21 protein-coding genes and 1 tRNA gene are annotated in these 21356 nt (G+C 54.3%); 3 read left to right on the top strand and 19 right to left on the bottom strand.

Annotation, left to right across the window (positions count from 1 at the left end):
* Positions 1-10: 10 nt before the first annotated feature.
* The 17 genes from ACQ4W0_RS01980 to ACQ4W0_RS01900 form a co-directional block, all read right to left on the bottom strand.
* On the bottom strand, positions 11-1042 hold the full coding sequence (locus ACQ4W0_RS01980) for a class II aldolase/adducin family protein (RefSeq protein ID WP_436575249.1): 1032 nt from the start codon (positions 1040-1042) through the stop codon (positions 11-13).
* A complete protein-coding gene (locus ACQ4W0_RS01975) occupies positions 1039-1791 on the bottom strand; it encodes an HAD family hydrolase (protein ID WP_436575248.1) in 753 nt (250 codons plus the stop codon). The genes ACQ4W0_RS01980 and ACQ4W0_RS01975 overlap by 4 nt, the downstream gene beginning before the upstream one ends.
* The gene (locus ACQ4W0_RS01970) at positions 1785-3833 is read right to left on the bottom strand and encodes a uridine kinase (RefSeq protein ID WP_436575247.1); all 2049 of its coding nucleotides are present in this window, start codon (positions 3831-3833) and stop codon (positions 1785-1787) included. Before ACQ4W0_RS01970 ends, ACQ4W0_RS01975 begins: the two co-directional genes overlap by 7 nt.
* Positions 3830-4432 (bottom strand): phosphatidylinositol-specific phospholipase C/glycerophosphodiester phosphodiesterase family protein, encoded by a 603-nt coding sequence (locus ACQ4W0_RS01965; RefSeq protein ID WP_436575246.1) that lies wholly within the window; start codon positions 4430-4432, stop codon positions 3830-3832. The genes ACQ4W0_RS01970 and ACQ4W0_RS01965 overlap by 4 nt, the downstream gene beginning before the upstream one ends.
* On the bottom strand, positions 4432-5124 hold the full coding sequence (locus ACQ4W0_RS01960; protein WP_436575245.1) for a glycosyltransferase family 2 protein: 693 nt from the start codon (positions 5122-5124) through the stop codon (positions 4432-4434). The genes ACQ4W0_RS01965 and ACQ4W0_RS01960 overlap by 1 nt, the downstream gene beginning before the upstream one ends.
* A gap of 11 nt (positions 5125-5135) precedes the next feature.
* Positions 5136-5534: a GtrA family protein gene (locus ACQ4W0_RS01955; RefSeq protein WP_436575244.1), complete on the bottom strand. Its 399-nt coding sequence runs from the start codon at positions 5532-5534 to the stop codon at positions 5136-5138.
* On the bottom strand, positions 5531-7201 hold the full coding sequence (locus tag ACQ4W0_RS01950; RefSeq protein WP_436575243.1) for an NTP transferase domain-containing protein: 1671 nt from the start codon (positions 7199-7201) through the stop codon (positions 5531-5533). The genes ACQ4W0_RS01955 and ACQ4W0_RS01950 overlap by 4 nt, the downstream gene beginning before the upstream one ends.
* 421 nt (positions 7202-7622) lie before the next feature.
* Positions 7623-8495 (bottom strand): dTDP-4-dehydrorhamnose reductase, encoded by an 873-nt coding sequence (rfbD, locus tag ACQ4W0_RS01945; RefSeq protein ID WP_436575242.1) that lies wholly within the window; start codon positions 8493-8495, stop codon positions 7623-7625.
* A 41-nt stretch (positions 8496-8536) separates the two neighbouring features.
* Positions 8537-9082, bottom strand: a complete 546-nt coding sequence (rfbC, locus tag ACQ4W0_RS01940; RefSeq protein ID WP_436575241.1) for a dTDP-4-dehydrorhamnose 3,5-epimerase — start codon at positions 9080-9082, stop codon at positions 8537-8539.
* A 25-nt stretch (positions 9083-9107) separates the two neighbouring features.
* Positions 9108-10001 (bottom strand): glucose-1-phosphate thymidylyltransferase RfbA, encoded by an 894-nt coding sequence (gene rfbA / locus ACQ4W0_RS01935; protein ID WP_436575240.1) that lies wholly within the window; start codon positions 9999-10001, stop codon positions 9108-9110.
* Positions 10001-11077: a dTDP-glucose 4,6-dehydratase gene (gene rfbB / locus ACQ4W0_RS01930; protein ID WP_436575239.1), complete on the bottom strand. Its 1077-nt coding sequence runs from the start codon at positions 11075-11077 to the stop codon at positions 10001-10003. The genes rfbA and rfbB overlap by 1 nt, the downstream gene beginning before the upstream one ends.
* 50 nt (positions 11078-11127) lie before the next feature.
* Positions 11128-11772: a dTMP kinase gene (gene tmk, locus ACQ4W0_RS01925; RefSeq protein WP_436575238.1), complete on the bottom strand. Its 645-nt coding sequence runs from the start codon at positions 11770-11772 to the stop codon at positions 11128-11130.
* Complete coding sequence (locus tag ACQ4W0_RS01920; RefSeq protein ID WP_436575237.1) at positions 11773-12378, bottom strand: sugar transferase; 606 nt, start codon at positions 12376-12378, stop codon at positions 11773-11775.
* A 58-nt stretch (positions 12379-12436) separates the two neighbouring features.
* Positions 12437-13366 (bottom strand): NAD-dependent epimerase/dehydratase family protein, encoded by a 930-nt coding sequence (locus tag ACQ4W0_RS01915; RefSeq protein WP_436575236.1) that lies wholly within the window; start codon positions 13364-13366, stop codon positions 12437-12439.
* A 320-nt stretch (positions 13367-13686) separates the two neighbouring features.
* Positions 13687-15105, bottom strand: coding sequence for a mannose-1-phosphate guanylyltransferase/mannose-6-phosphate isomerase (locus tag ACQ4W0_RS01910; RefSeq protein WP_436575235.1), 1419 nt, complete (start codon positions 15103-15105; stop codon positions 13687-13689).
* Positions 15106-15375: 270 nt separating this feature from the next.
* The gene (locus tag ACQ4W0_RS01905) at positions 15376-15732 is read right to left on the bottom strand and encodes a diacylglycerol kinase (protein WP_436575234.1); all 357 of its coding nucleotides are present in this window, start codon (positions 15730-15732) and stop codon (positions 15376-15378) included.
* Between the two features lie 301 nt (positions 15733-16033).
* On the bottom strand, positions 16034-16279 hold the full coding sequence (locus ACQ4W0_RS01900; protein WP_436575233.1) for a hypothetical protein: 246 nt from the start codon (positions 16277-16279) through the stop codon (positions 16034-16036).
* Between the two features lie 299 nt (positions 16280-16578).
* Here ACQ4W0_RS01900 and ACQ4W0_RS01895 point away from each other — a divergent pair.
* From ACQ4W0_RS01895 to galE, 3 genes are all read left to right on the top strand, one after another.
* A tRNA-Gly gene (locus tag ACQ4W0_RS01895) sits at positions 16579-16652 on the top strand.
* Positions 16653-16744: 92 nt separating this feature from the next.
* Positions 16745-17425, top strand: coding sequence for a tRNA (guanosine(46)-N7)-methyltransferase TrmB (trmB, locus tag ACQ4W0_RS01890; RefSeq protein ID WP_436575232.1), 681 nt, complete (start codon positions 16745-16747; stop codon positions 17423-17425).
* Positions 17426-17563: 138 nt separating this feature from the next.
* Positions 17564-18583 carry a UDP-glucose 4-epimerase GalE gene (gene galE, locus ACQ4W0_RS01885; protein WP_436575231.1) on the top strand — a complete coding sequence of 340 codons (1020 nt, stop codon included), beginning with the start codon at positions 17564-17566 and terminating at the stop codon, positions 18581-18583.
* A 194-nt stretch (positions 18584-18777) separates the two neighbouring features.
* Here the strand turns inward: galE and ACQ4W0_RS01880 are convergent, their stop codons facing one another.
* Positions 18778-20064, bottom strand: coding sequence for a Glu/Leu/Phe/Val family dehydrogenase (locus tag ACQ4W0_RS01880; RefSeq protein ID WP_436575230.1), 1287 nt, complete (start codon positions 20062-20064; stop codon positions 18778-18780).
* Between the two features lie 290 nt (positions 20065-20354).
* On the bottom strand, positions 20355-21332 hold the full coding sequence (locus ACQ4W0_RS01875; RefSeq protein WP_436575229.1) for a LysR family transcriptional regulator: 978 nt from the start codon (positions 21330-21332) through the stop codon (positions 20355-20357).
* Positions 21333-21356 lie beyond the last annotated feature (24 nt).

The following is a 21356-nucleotide window of genomic DNA, read 5'->3' as shown; positions in this document are numbered from 1 at the left end:
GCCAGTCAGATTATAAGAATTTAGAAAGGGTCATGCGATATTGTTCCGCATCCCAGTTGAGCAGTTCCGCAATTTTTGCATTATCCAGTCTCGATGCCGAAGTCCCGCTTGGCTGGCGTACAAGCACGTCATAGTAGCAACGTAACTGTGCCTGTTTGGCAATGCTGAAATCGTTTTTCGTAAAACCGCCCACACCTTCAATGAAGACCAGTTCGGGCATGTCGCTAATGCCCGATAATTTGGCTTTTAGCGTAGCCACGTCCGGATAAGTGCGAGCCACTGCCCCCAGAAAAACCACATGATCAGGATAAAGTGCCCATTCTGTGGAGACTCTCGCAAACAGTTCCACATCGGTTGCTAGCGCGTGAAGTTCCGGATCGGTGAGCGGCTGGTAGATGGTACCGTCATCGAGAATGATCGGAAGCACTGACTCGTGGGTAACATTTTGTTTTGGTCGGGTCTGTAATGCTGTGGTTAAGGCCACGATAGTCGCATCTACTTCGGCAATATTGTCGCCACCAATCACCACGCCATGGCTTTCCAGAAAAACGACATTCGCGCCGGGTGTCGCTGAAAGTGCGAAGCTGACAGCTTCAGCCAGTTCGGCCCCTGGTTTTTTATAAGGAACCGCAGCCCATTGCACGGTTGTACCGAGCAGCATCGCAAAATCGTCCTGCCAGTTGCGGCGCACCAGTCGTGCCAAGACTTCGATAGCGTGCACATGTACTACCACGCGTTGCGGCATCAATGCGTGCAGCAGCGTTTCGATAGATGGCCGCAGTGGCGAGGCCGTGGTGACAACCGGCGTTACGCTGAAATTTCCTTGCTCCACAGCATGACGCAGCATCGGCAGGTCGACTGGCACAAATATATCTTTTTCCGCAGCGTGTGCGAGCCAGGTGCCGGATGCCTTGATCCACAGCGTATCGTCTTCTTTCCATGAAACATTACCTCCGGCCCCCTGTACCAGCATCCCGTTGTCGCCGATCAAGGCGCAATATGAAATCATTGAGGTGCGAAGGGTATCGTTTGCCAACGTCATGACTTTGCTCCCAAACCGGCTATCAGGTTGCGTAATTGACTGAACTCATTGAAACTGGCATCGGGGGCATTCTCTGCCACACCGAGTGGCGTTCCGTCATGCACCTTTTGCAAAGTGACCGCATTGATTTGCTCGCGGGCACCGCGAATATCATTGACCGGATTGTCGCCGATCATCCAGATGCAATCGCCTTTGGGACGCATTTTTTCAAGCGCAATCTGGAATGGCGCCGCATGTGGCTTGTCAAATCCGGCTTCTTCGCTGGTGACGATGTAGTCGAAATAATGATCGAGACCAAAATACACCACTTTGCGAAATTGAATTTGCGCCGTCAGGTCGGTCACGATCGCTGTCGGTATACCGAGCAGACGCAGGTCGTCCAGCAACTCCTTGACTTCATCGAATAGGAGGGCATTGCTGAGGAATGTGCGCCAGTAGGTTTGCTCGAAGTCGAGCGCCAGCAATACTTGTGAGCCCAGCCCCATGATTTCCAGCATGCGCTGTAAATATAGCAGGCGACTGTGCGACGAGGCGGTATGGCCGAGACGCGTCTTGACCTGGTCGCGCGCCGTCTTGAACGCCTTGTCGAATTCTTCACCCTTGATCGAGAAGGTATTGATCGCCTTGTCGCGTACCGCATTTTGGGCTGCGGCATGCGCCGGGTCGTACGGGTACAGCGTATTGTCGGTATCGAACAAGATTGCATCGGGCAATCGGTCGAAGCGCTGCGGGGAGTAGATTTTTACCATATAAACCGTTTCGTTAGTGCTTGATTAATGTGTGAAAGCGTAATCAGTTGCATCAAGCCCATGACTCCATCTTTCCAATCTGCCTGCATGTCGAGGAACTCGAAAATACGTGGACAAATCATGCGCGCCGCCATTTCCACATCCTGGGCCGAGGTCTCGCCTTCGATTGACAGTTCAACTTCATAGCCGTCCGCGCTGACTATCATGTCGACATGCAAGCCACAGATGCCAACCAGCACTCTTGTCAATGACAATTCATTGAGACCGTGTCGTGAGCGTGCCACCAGCTTGAAACGCAGGGGATGCTTGCCGTTGCGATCTTCCAGCATGCGCGGGTGAATCGGTTTCAGGGACAGCACCAGATCGGCATGGCCGGCTTGGGGCCGGATGAAACGGGCCGAATCAGGCTCGCGTCGTTCGAACGATGCCAATACCCTTTCTGGAGTGTGGCCGCGCTGATGTACGTCGCGTTGGAATTTGAAATGTCGCCGCAAGTCTTCATCGATATCGAGATAGACGCTCAGGTTGTAGCATTCGCGCAAAATCGGCATGTACAGCGCGTGCAAACCGCTGGCAATGATGAAATCGTTACTTTCCGTATTGAACGGGCGACTCATCCGCCCGGTTTGATGATTATAGTGGCGCGACTGAATCGATTTTCCATCGGTCAATGCGACCAGATCGTTGGCGAAGCCTTCGAGGTCGTTGGCCATCGGATTCAGATGTGTCATTACTTGCCACATCGGTTTTTGCCGGTCCCACAAGTGGTAATCGTCGCCTGACAGCGTGGTCACCGAATGGCCGCCGAACAAGCCCTTGATTGCGTCGGAGAAGGTATCCTTGCCCGCGCCCGAGTCGCCGGCCACGCCGATCACAAAGGGTTTGCGGCTGAGGCGGAAATAATCGTTGCTGCTGACCGTTTCACGCCAGATACGTACCAGCAACACGATGCCCGTCGCCACCATGGTGGTATGCAGCAACGACACCGCCCGCCCGGCCAATGGTGGAGCGATATTGATTCCTGTCGCAGCGAGATAGGCAAGCATAGGCGTGTCATGCGTCAGCAACAGGCTGCTCATTACATATAGCAAGGAAAAAATAGCTGTCAGTGCAATGCCGACCTTGTCGCTGGTGGCCTGATAAGCCACCAGCAGGGGAATGGCCCAGACGAACCAGCCGGGAGCCGCCGGTGTCATCAGGACGACCAGCAGGAAGGCCATGCCGAGCATGGCATTGAACAGTTGGAAGTTGAGACGCCGCACACGCCAGGCCGCATACAGCATCAGCAAGTAAGCACATGGGACCAGATAAATCAGGGTATGTCCGTCCAGATTCAGCGCCAGGCGGTAGATTTTGCCGATTTCCGGATTATTGAACAGCATGTCTACGCCGGCACTGGAAAACATGAATGGCAACAGTAAAAGTAGCGCACCGATTGCCAAGCCCTTCAGAAATTGTGGCAGGTATTGGCGCAAGGCGCGGTTATGCAGCATCAGTATCAAGAAAAACGGCAAGGCGAGAGCCATGCTGAGCTTTGCCGATATCGCAGCGATACAGGCGACGCCAGACCATCCCATGCGCGACTGGCGAGCCAGGTACAAGGACAGGGTCAGCAGCAGTACAGGGATCAGATCATTGAAGCCGAACATATAACTGGCAATGATGACGATCGGCGATAGCCAATAGGTTGCCAGTAATAATTTATCGCTGGCCTTGACGATACGTTGCAGTAGGAAAAACAGCGCCAGATCGGTACTGGCCAGTGTCAGGCCGTAAGCGATCAACAGCGGTAAGCCTAATACCTTGAACAAGAGCGACAATGGGAGAAAGATCAACCACATCACGTAGCCATAAGGGAAGGCGGCCGGCACGCCGCCTTGGCTGAGCCATAATCCCCAAGGGTCGATGGTAAACTGGCTGGTACTGACGTCAAGGAACGGAACATACCAGTTGACAACCGGAGCGGGCAGGACCACTCCGATCAGCAAAACGCGAATGAGCAAGCCGAGCAGGAAAAGTGGATTCAGAAAGAGTTTTTTCATGAATGACTTGTCAATTCCCATAAGTCAGGCCGTTTGGTGCAAACGGCATCAGCGACGATGCCGCGCTCTTCGAGCAGGTGGATCAGTTGTGGAATTTCAGTCTCGGCATTGCGGCCTTGCAATTCCGGCGACACTAGGCATAACTTGAAGCCTGCGGCTTTCAAGCGCAAGCTATCGTCGCCGCTGAGTGGAAATCGGGTGAAGCAATCGACCCAGACCCAATCGACTTTACCGGCCAATGTCAGCGCCGACTCGATCGATTCGAATTCGGAAACCCGCACTGCGCAACGGTGCTCACCGGCCTTGGCCCACTTGATGAGGAAAGGAAACGATTGATCGAGAAAGAAGAAGTCGTCTATGCCGTGCTGATCCATCAGGGCGATCAGGCGCGCTTCCAGACCCTCTTCCTTGACATTCAAAATTAATGTGCCATGACGGTAAGAGCGGATCCATTCATCAAATATTTCGCCATCGGCGAAGGCGTCATGATGGATGATCATTTGCTCGCCGCAGCTGCGGATATCGACCTCGATCCCGTATTGCACGGGCGTTTCAAGGAGTTGTTGGACTGTATTTCTACGGTGCGAAATAAGTTTCATTATTTTAAATTCTTTCTTAATTGCAGGCTGAAGTCCACAGTGCGGCGGATGAATTTACGTTTTGCTGCCCAGTTGACGTTCCAGTGCGAAACACCATGTGCCCGCTCGCCGAAGCGTACGGCAAAGCGGTGGATCGGCAGACCTTGGTGACGCGCTTGGTAGTAGGCATACAGATCAAGCGAAAAATCAGCGGGCGGTTCAGACCATGTTTCGAAAAAAATGCGTGAAAACATGGTCGGCTGCGCATTGATATCCCATAAAGGTTTCCGCAACAACACTGTTTCAAACACGCTCATGCCGAGCGTGAAAGCGACATCGGCCAGTGGGCGGCCATAGCGCCGGCCTTTGACAAACACATTTTTTCCATGACGATCAAACAGGGCAAGGCCGCGTAACGCGTCTTGCGGATCGGTTTGCATATCGGCATGGGTCCAGCCGAGAATGTCGCCTTGCGCGGCCTTCAGGCCGGCCAGGATACCGAAGCCATACCCCTGGTTGCGCTCCACCCGCACGCTGCGGCAACCGGGATAGCGCGGCAAAAGCTGGAGCAGCACTTGCTGCGTGGTATCGGTCGAACCATTATCGACCAGGATCACCTCGACCTCGCTGCTGGCAATGTCCTTGCAGCGCTCTAGCAGCAAGGGCAGGTTAGCGGCTTCGTTGTAGCAAGGGATCACAAGGGAAAATTTCAAGATAATTCCGATCAGGTCGCAGATTTGAATACAAACAGTTTCATGCCCACAAAATTCAAAAAGGCAGAGACCCCGGTGGCCAGCAAGAACGCGATATGCATGGCGGATGTGACCATTGCCGCATCTGTCAGCAAGTGGAGTACTGTGGCGTTGATGACGACATTGGCCCCCAAGGTCAGTGCATACAACAACATGAAACGCCATGCACTGCCCGACGCGTGAGACTGCCGGTTGAAAGTCCAGGCCCGGTTGGCGAAATAAGCGAACGCCGTACCGATTAAAAAGCTGGTGGCTTTGGCCATGGACAAAGGCAACACACCGCTCCACAGCAATCCACGGTATGCCAGAAAATCGATCACGACAGTCAGAGAGCCGACTATCAGAAAGACCGCGAGTTCACGCCGTATCATGCGCTCGCGCCAGGCAATACGGGGACGACCTCCTGGTAACGCTGTTCCAGTGCGGCCAATTTGTCAACGGCAACGCGGCCATCGAGTTCCAGACTATACGGATGGCCGTTCCATTTATGGAAGCACGATTGCCAGTATTCAAATGTGCGCAAATCGTTCGGTGTTCCCCATGACAACAGATTGTCGACTTCGAATATATGGCAGCGCAGGCCCATTTCGATTGCGTCGTTGATGCAAGAGTCGATATAAAATTCACCGTTGATGCGTCCGTCGCGGTCCCTCAGATGCGCCAGTACGTTCCGAAAATCGGCCGCCCGGCGGAAAGTGAAAGTGCCGAGCACAATAGGATCCGTGGCGGGAGACTGCAGAGGGGTTTTGACGGAAATGGTCTTGATACGGCCGTTTTTCTCATCGATCCAGCCGAACATCTGCGGATGCCGTACCGCGTTCGCCCAGCCTCGGGCCGCCCATACGATGACGTCCACGTCCGGATTGTTCGCCAGTTCGTGAAATGCGCCAGGGTCGTACAATTCGCCATTGTCACAAGCGGCGAAGGTGATCGGTCCCAGTGCTTGCGGCAGCGCGCGCTCAAGTGCATCGAGGCCGATCAGGGCCGTACAGGCTTGTCCTTCGGTAACGCCGGGGATCGTCTCGATCAAGGTGTCGGTATAGGTGCGTTTGAGTTCCTCGGCAATGTCTTCATAACCCGGCATGTCGCTGCGCAGCACGAACACATGATGTAGCGCCGCAGGCAAGTCATTGGTTGCCTGGGTCACCATCGGTTTGCCCGATACCGGTATCAGCGGCTTGGTGACGGCATAACCTTCATTGACAAAACGCTGGCCCAGGCCGGCCATTGGAATGACCAATGAACCTTCCGCAGCAAGCGCCGGGGCTGGCGGAAGTGCCAGGCGCCGGAACGCCGTGGACCAGCCGCTGTATTCCGTCACATCATCTGGCGTACCCCACTGCATGAAGTGCTGCAGCGGATACACCGCGACCCCGGCACCAGCTGCCAACAGCGGTTTGTAAGCGAGACTGACATAATATTCTCCGCCGATATTCAGGTTCTGTTCCATCGTTGCGGCGAAAGCATCGAGCAAGATTTTTCCGGAAGCGAAATAATACGTGCCGCTTGAGGCGAACTCTTCCATGCGGTTATCTGTGTATGGCTGTTTTTCCTGAATATCCTGTACCCAGCCGCCAGTTTCGCGCATGTAGGCGTAATTAGTGCTGCCTAATGTATGGGGATGAAAGCCTTTATAGGCGGGCAAGGCGCCGGCGCATGCGCTTTGCTTGACGAAGTCCTTGAAGTGTGGCCAGTTCCAATAACAGGTGAAGTCGCAATAATTAACGATCACCGGACGCTCGGGATCGATCAGGTGTTCAACCTGGCGTACTGCGTGGATAGGACCGAGTTTATGTGGCGCAATGCCGACGATGCGCCCGCCAGGACAGTACTCGCGCAGAATTTCTTCCATGCGATAGTCAGGATTGGACAGATGGTCCTGGTTGCATATGAAAATGAAATCCTGCTCGCCGGGAAACATGTCAATAACATGCGCAATAATGGGTTTGTCGTCGATTTCAATCAATGGTTTTGGCACACTGTATCCAGCTCTGCGAAAGCGTTCGCCAAACCCTGACATTGGAATAATGATTTGCAAGAAGGTACCCGTTTTAATGTGGTTTTTGAGGTTTCTTCACCATTCATGGGCAAAAAAACTTAGACAAAGTAAAAAATTTTGGCTATTGCAGTTGATAGTGAAAAAATAATGACTTTTTTGAAGGCATTGTCGGCGCCTAACTCTTGCGCCTGAGCATTGAGTATCATGCTGTTTCAATTCTAATTATGTTGCGTGATAATCAGGTTTTCCAATAATCGTTTGTAACTGTTTAGTTCCTATGAGAGCGACACAAAAAGCATATATTTTTGCTTAAAAATTGAGCAGACTCTCATTAAGTTGCCTCTTTTTCAAGCGGAATTTCGCTATTTACAGCGCCTGTTCATAGGGGCTGAACAGTTATCCAATAATCGTTTTTCATGCACCAATTGGGAGTGCGCCTACCGCTATCTTATTGTCGGCATCAATCCTGGCATAATTTTAGAGCATTTTCCCACTCGGGCAAGGCGCAGAACATATCGATCAGGCGCTGCGACGACAGCACCGAATTGGCAGGCCGTTTCGCCGGCACTGGATAGTCTTGCGCCAGGATCGGTTTCAGACGCGGCTTTTTCGCGATTGATGGATGCGCCATGATTTCTTCGGTGAATCCGAACCACGTGGTTTTTCCCTGCGCCGTCAGATGGTACAGCCCTGAACGCGCATTCCACCATGCAGCCCGATCCGCTGCCGCCAGGCTTTGCGCCACGATATGCGCCGTGGTGTCGGCGATGGTGCGGCTCCAGGTCGGCGCGCCATATTGATCCGAGACGATACCGAGTTCTTCGCGTTCCTGGGCCAGGCGGCGCATGGTCAGCAGGAAGTTCTTGCCATGCGTGCTGTAGACCCAGCTGGTACGCAGGATCAGGTGTGCGACGCCGCTGGCGGCGATGGCCTGCTCGCCTGCCAGCTTGCTGCTGCCATACACATTTACCGGGCAGGTCGGATCGGTCTCGACATAGGCGCCGTCCTTGGTGCCATCGAAAACATAGTCGGTGCTGTAATGGATCAGCACCGCACCCAGCTTTTTGGCTTCTTCGGCCATCACGCCCGGTGCTTCGCCATTGATGCGCATGGCAAGCTCCGGCTCGCTCTCGGCCTTGTCGACGGCGGTATAGGCGGCCGGATTGACGATCAGCGTCGGTTTCACGCGGCGGATCACGTCGCGTACCTGGTCCAGGTCGGCAAGATCCATCTGGTTGCGGTTGACGGCGATGATGTCGCCCAAGCCTTGCAAGCTGCGTTCCAGCTCGTAACCGACCTGGCCGGTCTTTCCTGTGATTAAAATACGGCTCATGGAGTAGTCTTGTTCAAATTTGGCAGGTTGGTCGGTAACGCTCAGGCGAACACGTCGGCGTTCGCCAGCAAGGCGGCTGCCTTGTCTTTGCCGGACAGCAGTGGCTCGCCGTCGATTGGCCAGTCGATGCCGATCGTCGGATCGTTCCACAGAATGCTGCGTTCGAATTCCGGCGCCCAGTAGTCGGTGGTTTTGTACAGGAATTCAGCGCTGTCACTGGTCACCATGAAGCCATGGGCGTAACCTTCCGGTATCCACAACTGGCGTTTGTTGGCTGCGGAAAGCACCACGCCAACCCACTGGCCAAACGTTGGCGAGCTTTTACGGATATCGACGGCGACGTCGAATACGTCGCCGGCAGTCACGCGTACGAGTTTGCCTTGCGCTTGCTGGATCTGGTAGTGCAGGCCACGCAGGACGCCCTTGGCCGACTTGGAGTGATTGTCTTGCACGAAGTCACGCGTGATGCCGGTCAGTTCAGCAAAACGCTTCTGGTTGAAGCTTTCGTAAAAAAAGCCGCGATCATCGCCGAAGACAGTCGGTTCGATTATCAGGACGCCAGGTAATGCTGTAGTTTGAATTTGCATGGTATGGATAAGTACCGTCGAGGTCTTAATATATTTTTTCTTTGAGGAGGCGCAGCAGATATTGGCCGTACGCGTTTTTTTTCAGAGGTTGGGCCAGTTGTTCCAATTTCTGCGCGTCGATGTAGCCCTTGCGATACGCAATTTCTTCCGGGCAAGCAACTTTCAGCCCCTGGCGGTTTTCAATGGTGGCAATGAACTGGCCAGCCTCCAGCAAGGATTCGTGCGTGCCGGTATCGAGCCAAGCCATGCCGCGGCCCATCAGTTCGACGTTCAGTTCGCCGCGCTCGAGATAAATGCGGTTGACATCCGTGATTTCCAGTTCTCCGCGGGAAGATGGCGCGATGCCGGCAGCGATATCGCAGACTTGGCTATCGTAGAAATATAGGCCGGTCACAGCATAGTTTGATTTGGGATTGAGCGGTTTTTCTTCGATGCTGATGGCGCGTCGTTCCGTATCAAAATTCACCACGCCATAACGCTCGGGATCGTGGACGTGATAAGCGAACACGGTGGAGCCGCTGGTACGCGCTGACGCTTCGTTGAGCTGTGCTTCGAAGTCATGGCCGTAGTAGATATTGTCGCCCAAGATCAATGCCGATGGTGCATCGCCGACAAACTCCTTGCCAATGATGAACGCCTGCGCCAGGCCGTCCGGAGACGGCTGCACGGCATAGGTCAGGCTGATACCCCATTGGCTGCCGTCGCCCAGCAACTCCTGGAAGCGTGGCGTATCTTGTGGCGTGGAAATGATCAGGATGTCTCGTATGCCAGCCAGCATCAGGGTAGTCAGCGGATAGTAAATCATCGGCTTGTCATACACAGGCAGCAGCTGCTTCGATACGGCCATTGTCACTGGGTACAGACGCGTACCGGAACCACCGGCCAGAATGATGCCTTTGCGTTCGAGTTGCTCGACCATTACACACCTTCCTTGCTGTCGCGGGACGCATAATTTTTTTCCAGCCAGTTCTGGTAATCGCCGGACTGCACATTGCGAACCCATTCCTGGTTGTTCAGATACCAGTGGACGGTCTTGGCAATACCGGACTCGAATGTCTCGACTGGCTTCCAGCCCAGTTCGCGCTCGATTTTGCGGGCATCGATGGCATAGCGACGGTCATGGCCAGGACGATCCTGTACATAGACGATCTGGTCGCGGTAGCTGCCTGCAGTTTTCGGTGTTAATTTGTCCAGAATGTCGCACAGCGTATGGACCACTTCGAGATTGGCTTTTTCGTTCCAGCCGCCAACGTTATACACTTCGCCGACGCGGCCAGCTTCCAGTACGCGGCGAATTGCCGTGCAGTGGTCGCCCACATACAGCCAGTCGCGGATCTGCTGGCCGTCGCCATAGATCGGTAGCGCTTTGCCATCGCGCGCATTGCTGATGATCAGCGGAATAAGCTTTTCAGGGAAATGGAAGCCGCCGTAATTGTTGGAACAATTCGTGGTCAGGGTTGGGAAACCATACGTGTGGTGATACGAACGGACGAGATGGTCGGACGCTGCTTTCGAGGCCGAGTAAGGACTGTTTGGCGCATATGGCGTGGTTTCGGAGAATGGCGCATCGTCTGCGCCCAGGGTGCCATAGACTTCGTCGGTCGACACGTGCAGGAAGCGGAAGCTCTCGCGCCCGGCGCCCGACAGGGTATTCCAATAGGCGCGGGCAGCTTCCAGCAGGCTGAAGGTACCGTTGACATTAGTCGTCACAAATGCGCCTGGATTGTGAATCGAACGATCTACATGGCTTTCCGCCGCAAAATGAACAACCGCGCGAGGCTTGTGTTGCTCAAATAATTGCGACAGTAGTGCCGTGTCGTTAATATCGCCTTGGACGAAAATGTGGCGTGGATCGTCGCTGATGGACGCCAAATTGTTCAGATTTCCGGCATACGTCAGTTTGTCAAAATTGACGACAGTTTCACTGCTCTGCGCCAACCAATCCAGTACGAAATTTGAGCCGATAAAGCCAGCACCACCTGTAACGAAAATCATTTTCTGCATCCTTATTAATAAAATTATTCCAATGGCCGGAGTCCGACGATCTAGGTTTTTTCCATCAGCAGCCTCTTGACCAGCGGTGACAGCGCGTCTCTTACCGCGTCCATGCTCTGGTTACTATTGATGATCGCGTAGCGCTCCGCATGCTGTGCCGCGCGCGTAAGATAGCCATCGCGTACGCGGGTAAAGAAATCCACAGATTGACGCTCAAATTTGTCCGCCACGCGGCTGTCAGCCAGGCGTTGTGCGGCAACTACAGGGTCGCAGTCGAAGATGATGGTCAGCGTCGGCTGCAAGTCCGCATGGACCCAGCTTTCCAGCTCGACCAGCTTTTCCAGAGGGAAGCCACGGCCATATCCTTGATACGCAAAAGTTGAATCGGTGAAGCGGTCGCATAGCACCCAGTGGCCGTTTCTCAGCGCTGGCTGAATGACGGTCAGGACATTTTCCTGGCGTGCAGCAAAAGCCAGCAAGGCTTCCGTGGCTGGCTGCATTTCATCGTTCAGGATAATGTCGCGCAGTTTTTCGCCGAGTGGCGTGCCGCCCGGCTCGCGGCTCGACACGACAGAAATACCATTCTGCGTAAGCTGTTCCAGCAGCCAGGAAATATGGCTGGACTTGCCGGCGCCGTCAATTCCTTCGAAAGAAATGAATTTTCCTGACTTGCCGTTATCGTATGAACTTTTCATTTAATAGACATTTTTCTTCAAAATAACTTGCGTAAAAGTGGTCAGTAGAATGTGAATGTCTTTTTTTAAGTTTCGTGTACGGATGTAGTTCAGATCCAGTTCGATGGTTTCCAACTTGGTCAGCGTGTCACGGCCCGAAATTTTTGACGAGCAAGTAATGCCTGGTTTGACCGAAATGTACTCTTCCTTGAATTGCTCATATTTCTGCAAAATGTCTGGAATCTCGGGGCGTGGACCGACCAGTGACATGTCACCCATGACGACATTGAAGAAATTCGGCAGCTCATCGATGCTGTATTTTCTGATGATATGCCCGGTTTTGGTGACGCGTGGATCATATTCATAGTGAAAATGAAAATCAAGCGTGGTATTGGCGGAATAGTCATACAGCTCTGGAAAGCGTTCGCGCGCGTCGACGAACATGCCACGCAATTTGAAGATCTTGAATGGCTTGCCGTGCAGGCCGATGCGTGTCTGGAAAAAGAAAGGAGAGCCTTTTGATTCAAATCGGATAATGATTGCCGTGATCAAGATGATGGGCAGGGAAATAATGAAAAGTACTGTACCGCCAATAATGTCTAACAGACGCTTAAAAAATTTATACATGGGTCCTATTGCTTTATATTAGTGTGATCTTATTCTGCTTGAATCTTGTTGTCGATAATCAAATTGACATTGTCGAGTATTCATTCAGCCAATTGATAGTGTTGTTCAATCCTGTTTTCAACGATACCGTGGGTTTCCAGTTTAGTGTTATTTCAGCATTCGTGCAGTCCAGAATGATCCTGGGAACATCGACTCCGCGCTCGGGCAACCATACCAGTTCCGGTTTGCGATTGGTCTGTACCGCCAGGATGTCGACCAAATCCTTGAGGGAAATACCGATACCTGAACCAATGTTGCAGATACCATTTTTGGTACTGTGGGCAGCCTTGAAACATGCCGTGGCGACGTCGGAAACATAAATGTAGTCTCTTACAATATTTCCGTCGCCCCAGATCTCTATTTGCTGTTCGTTCAATATCTTATGCAGGAAGACTGAAATGACGCCCTGTTTGGAAATGGGATTTTGTCGCGGTCCATATGGATTGGAAATCCTTAACACCGTATAGTTCAATCCATATAGTTTTTCATACATGTATAAATACTTCTCGGCTGCAAGTTTGGTAATTGCATAGGAACAAATCGGAAATACCGAATCACTTTCATTATGAGTTTCGGTGTCCGAGTCGCCATAGATGGAGCCGCCACTGGACAAGTAAATAATTTTTCCGGTCTTGTGTCGTGTGCAGATATCCAGCAGATTGACGGTCGGGATCAGATTTGACGCAATATCGAATTCCGGATCGTCATTCGACGTCTTCGGAGTCGTTGTTGATAAAGAGTAAACTACCACATCAAAATTTCTTGCTACGATGCTTTCAAGAAGCGCCTTATTTTTTATATCACCGGCTACGAACGTGAAACCCGCAAGTTCCGGGCGAAATATTTCACGCTGCCTGTCAAAAATAGTAACTTCCCAATTTTCTTTAAGGAATTTATCAACAATATGTGATCCAATAAATCCTGATCCGCCGATAATAAGTACTTTCATGTAAATTCCTAAATTTTATGCAAGAAAATATTTTATTATTCATTTTCGGGGGTGCCGCAAATGAGTTTATTTATCTGATCTATTTTGTAAATGAAAATTAGTTAAATTTTAGAAAATATTTTCATGAATGGGTACTAATGATAATCTCTGATTTTATATGATCTGAATGATGTATCTAGAAAATTGGTAAAATATTGTTATTTTTCTCATTCTAAAAAAATAAAAACAATAATAATATGACGTCTTGCCTGCCTTGCTGGGTAACTCCGAAGCGCATGCTCCAATGTTAAATTGGTAGCAGCCTTGCGCTCCTTCATTCGTTAGACTCGTCCGTAACAATCTTCGAACCGCACGATATCGTCTTCTCCAAGATAACTGCCTGACTGGATTTCAATCAGTTCCAGCGGAACCTTACCTGGGTTGGCCAGCGAATGCACGACGCCCAGGGGAATATAGGTGGACTGGTTCTCTGTCAGCAGATATTCCTTGTCGCCATTGGTGATCTTGGCCGTACCCGAGACGACGATCCAGTGCTCGGCGCGGTGGTGGTGCATTTGCAGTGACAGTTTGGCGCCCGGCTTGACTGTGATGCGCTTGACCTGGAAGCGCTCGCCATTGCCGATGGAATCGTACGATCCCCACGGTCGGAACACTTCCCGGTGCATGGTGGCTTCAGCACGGTCCTTGGCAATCAATTGCGCCACCAGGGTCTTGGTATGTTGCGCCTGATCCGCATCCATGACCAATACGGCGTCGGCCGTTTCCACGATTACGGTATTGCGCATGCCGATGGCGGTCACCAGGCGGTTATTGCCGTGCACTAGGCAATCATTGCAATCCTGCATCAACACATCGCCTTGGGCGCTATTGTTGTTGGCGTCTTTTTTTGCCACTTCGAAGACGGCGGCCCATGAGCCGATATCGTTCCAGCCGGCGTCGAGCGCGATGGTGGCCGCATGGCTGGTGCGCTCCATGACAGCGTAATCGACGGCGATATCGGGACTGACGGCATAGGCATCGTGGTCCAGGCGGATGAAATCGAGGTCGATTTTTGCCTTGGCCAGCGCTTCCCGGCACGCCGCGACGACAGCAGGCTGAAAGCGTTCAAGTTCTTCCAAGTAACGGCTGGCGCGGAACACAAACATTCCACTGTTCCAGAAATAATCGCCGCTGGCAATGTATTGTTCAGCCAGCGCCAAGGCCGGCTTCTCGACGAATTCGACAATACGCTGGACCTGGCCAGCTGCGCCGCCCTCGGCGCGGATATAGCCGTAGCCTGTCTCCGGTCCGGTCGGGGTAATGCCGAAGGTGAGCAAGTTGCCTTGTTCTGCAGCATCGCGTGCCAGGTTAATGGCGCGGTGGAACTTTGGGGTATCCAGGATGACATGGTCGGAAGGCAATACGAGCAGGACGGGATCGTCGCCGTTTTCCATGGCTTGCAGCGCCGCTGTGGCAATGGCCGGCGCCGTATTGCGGCGCATCGGTTCGAGCACCATGCGGGCGTTGTTCAGGCCTATCTCACGCAACTGTTCCGCGACAATGAAACGGGACGATTCATTACACACCAGCAAAGCCGGCGCCAAGGCATCAATACCAGCCAGCCGTTGCAGCGTCTGTTGCAACATGCTGGTCTTGCCGGACAAACGCAAGAATTGTTTCGGGTAGCCTTCGCGCGAAAGGGGCCACAAGCGTGTACCGGAACCACCACAAAGAATCACTGGTACAAGGGGAGTATTCATTTACGCATCAATTCAAAATTAAAACAGCTTCGCCAAATGGGAACTGAGTCGTTAATCGCTCGCAAAAAGCGATTATTGTTTTACGCAATTGTCATGCATGCGCAAAGCGTGCAAAAAAGCAGTATTGGTAAAGATAAAATATTTCAAAAAGGTGTTATTTTAATGAATTATAGGAATCTATGTGTTTCTTCTCACCGTCTTGAATGTTGCTGTGGACAGCGAGTGCCTTGGCGACCCATGCATTGTAATTTGCTTGGCAGCTTTAGCTACTCAACTGGAAAGCGTTTCCAGCAAAAAAGCAACAAAAATGCAGACGGCACTCATGCTGAGAATGAGTACAGCCCCTGCCGCACAGTCCTTGGTGATCTTGATGCTGGGGTGCAGGCCAGGATGCAGGTGGTCAATCAAGTGTTCAAGCGCCGTATTGAACAGTTCAGCTGCCAGCACCAAGCCACAGTTGAGTAGCAGCAGTGCCCACCAGATCATTGCCGGCTTGCTCCAGGCGAGCACGATCACGACCATGAGGGCGGCAAGACATTGCAAGCGAAAGCTCGATTCCAGACGAAGGGCGACGGCAATGCCGCTCAAGGCAAATCCCATACGCTTGAAAAAGGGCTGGTTCTTCATGGTGAACGAGGCGATTGAATAGGGTATCTCACGAACATGGCAGCTGGGTTTCTTAATGGATAAATGAATACCACAGGTATGCCCGCGCAATATTGCATCGTCCGTTAAAACAAAAAAGCTGACGTCAGCCTCTTCGTTATTTTCTAAAAAGTAAAAAAGCCCATTTTCAAATGAAAAGGGCTTTTATTGCAATAGTTGACATATTTGACTATGTCAACTATTGCAGCACCAGGCCTTCACCTTTTGGCTCGACATCAAGCTGCGGGATGGACCTACCTGTCGCTGCCTGGGCAGCCAGGTATTAATGGTGGGTTGGGGTCGTGTGCGCGGTGGTCGAATCCGAGCTTGCTGCACCGGCCACAACGGCAACTGCTGCGCCGATTGCGATCAAGGTGCTGACGCTCAGGCCGGCAACGGTGGTGCCGGCAGCGGCGCCAGCAGCAGCGGTGCCAGTTGCTGGTGCTGCTGCTGGTGCAGGCGCCGATTGAGCCATGGCTTGTGCGGAAGCGAAGCACAGGATTGCCGAAGCGATCAGAATTTTCTTCATGGGATATCCTTTTAGGTTGAACAGCGGGAATGCTAAACTGTCACACGATTGTAGCAACATTTCTCTGGCCAGTCTGCGCTGCACAGTCCATGCCGACAATAATTTTTTTTATTTTAGCTGCATACCAGGCCATTCACCGTGTCTCGCTGCCCGAAATGTTGTTCTGTATCAACAGAAACGGCACCGTACTTATGCGGCAGTCTATGTTTTTCGTCAAATATCGCGAGAATTTCTGATGAATTCGAAAGCGATCTACAAGTTTGCCAAGTCCTTGCCATCCCGCGTAAAATGCAGGCTTCGCGGGTGTAGCTCAATGGTAGAGCAGAAGCTTCCCAAGCTTACGACGAGGGTTCGATTCCCTTCACCCGCTCCATTTTTCGCTGGCGCCTGGTTTTATGTGGCGCGGCCACTTATTTCTCCATTTCCATGTCTTCTGATACCCCAGCAAACGGCCCGGCGCGGCCGATGATGTACGATCCGACCGAACACCGCATCCGCAGCTTCGTGACCCGCGCGGGACGGCTGTCTGTCGCGCAGGCGCGCGCGCTTGAGACACTGGGGCCGCAGTTTCTCTTGCCTTTCGCCAAGGAACCGATGAACTTCGAGCAGGTGTTCGGCCGCAAGGCGCCGGTCATCCTGGAAATCGGTTTTGGCATGGGGGCGACGACTGCGCATATCGCCAAGGCCATGCCGGAGAAGGATTTTATCGGCGTCGAAGTGCATACGCCGGGTGTCGGCAGTCTGTTGAAACTGATCGGCGAAGAGTCGCTGACGAATCTGCGCTTGTTGCAGCACGATGCCGTGGAAGTGCTGACGCACATGATTCCTGCCAATTCGCTGGCCGGTATCCACGTGTTTTTCCCCGATCCATGGCACAAGGCGCGCCACAACAAGCGCCGTTTGCTCCAGTCGCCGTTCGTCAAGCAATTGACCGATCGCCTGGCGCCGGGGGGCTATCTGCATTGCGCCACCGATTGGGAGGATTACGCGGTGCAAATGCTGGACGTGCTGGGCGCCGAGCCGCAGTTGCATAATAGCGCCGATGCTTATGCGCCGCAGCCAGCGTACCGTCCGTTGACCAAGTTTGAAAACCGTGGCTTGAAGCTGGGCCATGGGGTGTGGGATCTGGTGTTCATCAAGAAATAAGCTGGTGCTTTGCTCACCTGTGCCGTTTGCACGAGAACAAGCCTGCCGCGGCGACGCCGCAGGCTTTTTTATGCGCCCGCTAGCTAGGCAAGGCCGGGGAATTACGGTAGTCTTATCTTTTTTGCATTGATTGAGCTTATGTCCAAAAAAATACTCGTGACGGGCGCATCCGGTTTCATCGGCTCGCATACATGCGTCGAATTGCTGGCGGCAGGCTTTGATGTGGTCGCGGTGGATAATCTGTGCAATAGCGCGCGCGAAGCGATGGCGCGCGTGGAGCGCATTTCCGGAAAAAGCGTGCCTTTCTACGAGGCTGACGTGCGCGACCGTGTGGCCATGGCCGCCGTCTTGCGCGATCACGCCATCGATGCGGTGATCCATTTCGCGGGCTTGAAAGCCGTGGGCGAATCCGTGGCCCAGCCTCTGATGTACATGGACAATAATGTGACGGGCACCGTGGCGCTGCTGGAAGTGCTGGCGGCGGCAAATGTGAAGCGTTTTGTGTTCAGCTCGTCGGCTACCGTGTATGGCGACCCGGAAGCCTTGCCGATCCTGGAAACGTCGCGCCTGTCCGTGACCAACCCCTACGGCCGCTCCAAGCTGATGGTCGAGCAGATCCTGGCCGATCTTGTGCATGCTGATGCTCAATGGCAAGTCGGTGTGTTGCGCTATTTCAACCCAGTCGGTGCGCATGCCAGCGGCCTGATCGGTGAAGATCCGGCTGGCATCCCGAACAACCTGATGCCCTTCATTGCCCAGGTGGCTGTCGGCCGCCGCGAGCGCCTGGCCGTCTTTGGCAGTGATTACGCTACGCCGGATGGCACGGGCGTGCGCGATTACATCCACGTGGTCGATCTGGCGCTGGGTCATGTGGCGGCGTTGAACCGTCTGTTTTCCACCGAAGGGGGCTTTACCGTCAACCTGGGCACGGGCCACGGCTACAGTGTGCTCGATACCGTGCGTGCCTTCGAAGCGGCCAGCGGCCGCACCGTGCCATACGACATTGTGCCACGCCGCCCCGGCGACATCGCCAGCTGCTACGCCTCGGCCGACAAGGCGAAGGAATTATTGGGTTGGCAAGCGCAGAAAAACATCGACGACATGTGCCGTGACCACTGGCGCTGGCAGCACCAGAACCCGCAAGGCTACGCGGCGTAAAAAAGTCCGCCAGATATAAAAATTCCCGCTCACACGTTAGTGTGGCGGGATTTTTTTAGAGCGCCATTAAACCAATGGCGTGAAAGGTAGCAATGGCGCCTGAAAAATGTCGGGGGCTAGGCGCAAAGCCGAAGACAGTACGCTAGTACGGCGAGGCGAAGCAACAACACCCCAGGCATTTTCTCAGGCAGCCATTATGGGTACAGGCCGCGCACTTCGCGAGCTTGCAGCACGCGCGTGCACGCCAGGATGAAGGTGGCGGTACGCATCGACACTTTCTTCTCTTGCGACACTTGCCATACCGCGTCGAACGCTTCGCGCATGATGCGGGTCAGGCGGCTGTTGATTTCTTCTTCGGTCCAGAAGAAGCTCGAGAAGTTCTGTGCCCACTCGAAGTAGCTGACGGTCACGCCACCGGCGTTGGCCAGCACGTCCGGCACGATCAGCACGCCGCGGTCGGTCAGGATGTCGTCCGCTGCCGGCAGGGTCGGGCCGTTGGCGCCTTCCAGGATGATCTTGGCGCGGATGACTTGTGCGCGTTCGGCCGTGATCTGCTGTTCCAGAGCGGCCGGGATCAGGATGTCGCAATCGATGCCCCAGAAATCTTCGCGTGGCACGAATGCCTCGGCGCCCGGGAAGCCTTCGACGCTGCCCACTTCGGCCACGTGTGCCAGCAATTGCGGGATGTCTAAGCCACCGGCATGCACCACGGTGGTCTTGTGGTCTTGTACTGCGACGATTTTCGAGCCGGCTTCAGCGAACATGCGTGCAGCGACGCCGCCCACGTTGCCGAAACCTTGCACGATGACTTTCGCGCCTTCGAGCGACATGCCGACCTTGGCGGCCGCATCGCAACCGACGACGAACACGCCGCGGCCCGTCGCATCGCGGCGACCCAGGCTGCCGCCCAGCGAGATCGGTTTGCCCGTCACCACGCCGGTCGACATATTGCCGCCGATCATGGCGTAGCTGTCCATCATCCACGCCATGACTTGTTCATTCGTGTTGACGTCCGGTGCCGGGATATCCTTGTTCGGTCCGATGATCATGCTGATCTCGCTCGTGTAGCGGCGTGTCAGGCGCTGCAGTTCGTTGCGCGACAGAGTCTTCGGATCGACACGGATACCGCCCTTGGCACCGCCGTATGGCACGTTGACGGCTGCATTCTTGACCGTCATCCAGGCCGACAGGGCCATCACTTCCGACAAGGTCACGTCCTGGTGGAAGCGCACGCCGCCCTTGCCCGGGCCGCGCGACAGATTGTGCTGCACGCGGTAGCCTTCGTAGTGGGCAATGGTGCCGTCATCGCGTTCGATAGGCACGTCGACCGTCAGGATGCGCTTTGGACGCTTCAGCGTTTCCACCCAGCGCGACAGGTTGCCCAGGTACGGCGTAACGCGGTCGATCTGCTCGAGGTAGACGCCCCATGGGCCCAGGTCTTCAGGATTGAGGTAGGAAGGAAGTGCGTGCTTGCTGGTCATGCTTGATAAGCTCCTGGACAAAACGGTGGTGTAATGCCGAAAAATCTACTGCGCGTCGTGCTTTGCGGCCGGCGATGCTCGCTGTACCTTCGTACAGCTGCGCTTCTCGGTCACAAATCACTGCCGCTCGCTACGATTTTTCCTGGCATTCAAAAATGCTGTGGTAGGCGCACCCAATTGAGTTGCGCGCAGCGGAACCGCATCGTAGGCGATAGCCTCATGCCCCGGCCAATGCTTTGTGCGCATCCGGTTATGCATTTATTGCATAGTTATGTTGCCAGGATTGACAGTCAGGATGGGACGGTCTCGATGGCGCGTTTGCGGCGCTTGCCGGCGCGCGCCTTGCCATCCTGCGCCTGCAGCAGGTATTGCCACAGGCTTTCGACGATCGGCTTGCCGGGACGCAGCCCCGATGGGCGTTCCCGATACAGGCGGATTTCCAGCTCGATTTCCCAGCCTGGCGCCCCGCCGTCGGCGCGCGCCAGGTGCTTGTACTTGACGTCGCGCATGACGGCCGATTCCGGCAGGAAGGCGATGCCGCGCCCCTCCAGTGCCATCATCTTCAAGCCTTCGGCCATGTCCGTTTCGTAGCAGGTTTCCAGGAACAGGGGCGCCTTGGCGTCCGCCACGAGCAATTCCACCATGCGCCCCAGGTAGGCATTGCTGGTGTAGGAGAGGAAGGGCAGCGGTTCCTTGGCGCTGCCGGGCAGAACGAAATCCGGCACCTTGTCCTGGCCGCAGCGCGCATACGCGCGCAGCGTTTCGCGGCCCATCACCAGCATGTCGTAGCGGCCCGGGTCCAGCTGCACCGGCTGGCGCGGATGGTGGTAGCACAGCAGCAGGTCGCAGCCGCCATCGACCAGCTGCAGCACGGCGTCGTGCACGTTCAGGGCCATCAAACGGCTGTTGATCGGCGCAAACCCCTCTTCCAGCGCCGTCAGCCATTTTGGCATGAAGGTCAGCGACAGGGTGTGCGGCACGGCGAAGTCGACGCTCGTTTGCGTGGCCGTCCGTTTGCCGCGCAACAGGGCGCGCACGCCGTTGATCTGCCCCAGCATTTCCAGCGCCTGCTCGTAGAACACGGCGCCAGCCGGCGTCAAGCGCGTGGGGTAGGAGGTGCGGTCGACCAGGTCGATGCCGAGCCAGTTTTCCAGCGACTGGATGCGCCGCGAAAAGGCCGGCTGGGTGACGTGGCGCAGGGCCGCGGAACGACTGAAATTATGAGTTTCAGCGAGCGAGATGAAGTCTTCCAGCCATTTGGTTTCCATCGCGGCAGCGTTCCGTTATCAAGG

The sequence above is a fragment of the Janthinobacterium breve genome, from assembly GCF_051380895.1.
Taxonomy (GTDB): domain Bacteria; phylum Pseudomonadota; class Gammaproteobacteria; order Burkholderiales; family Burkholderiaceae_D; genus Janthinobacterium.
Note: the sequence above shows the minus strand (reverse complement) of the source record. Positions and strands in the feature narration are given on the sequence as shown.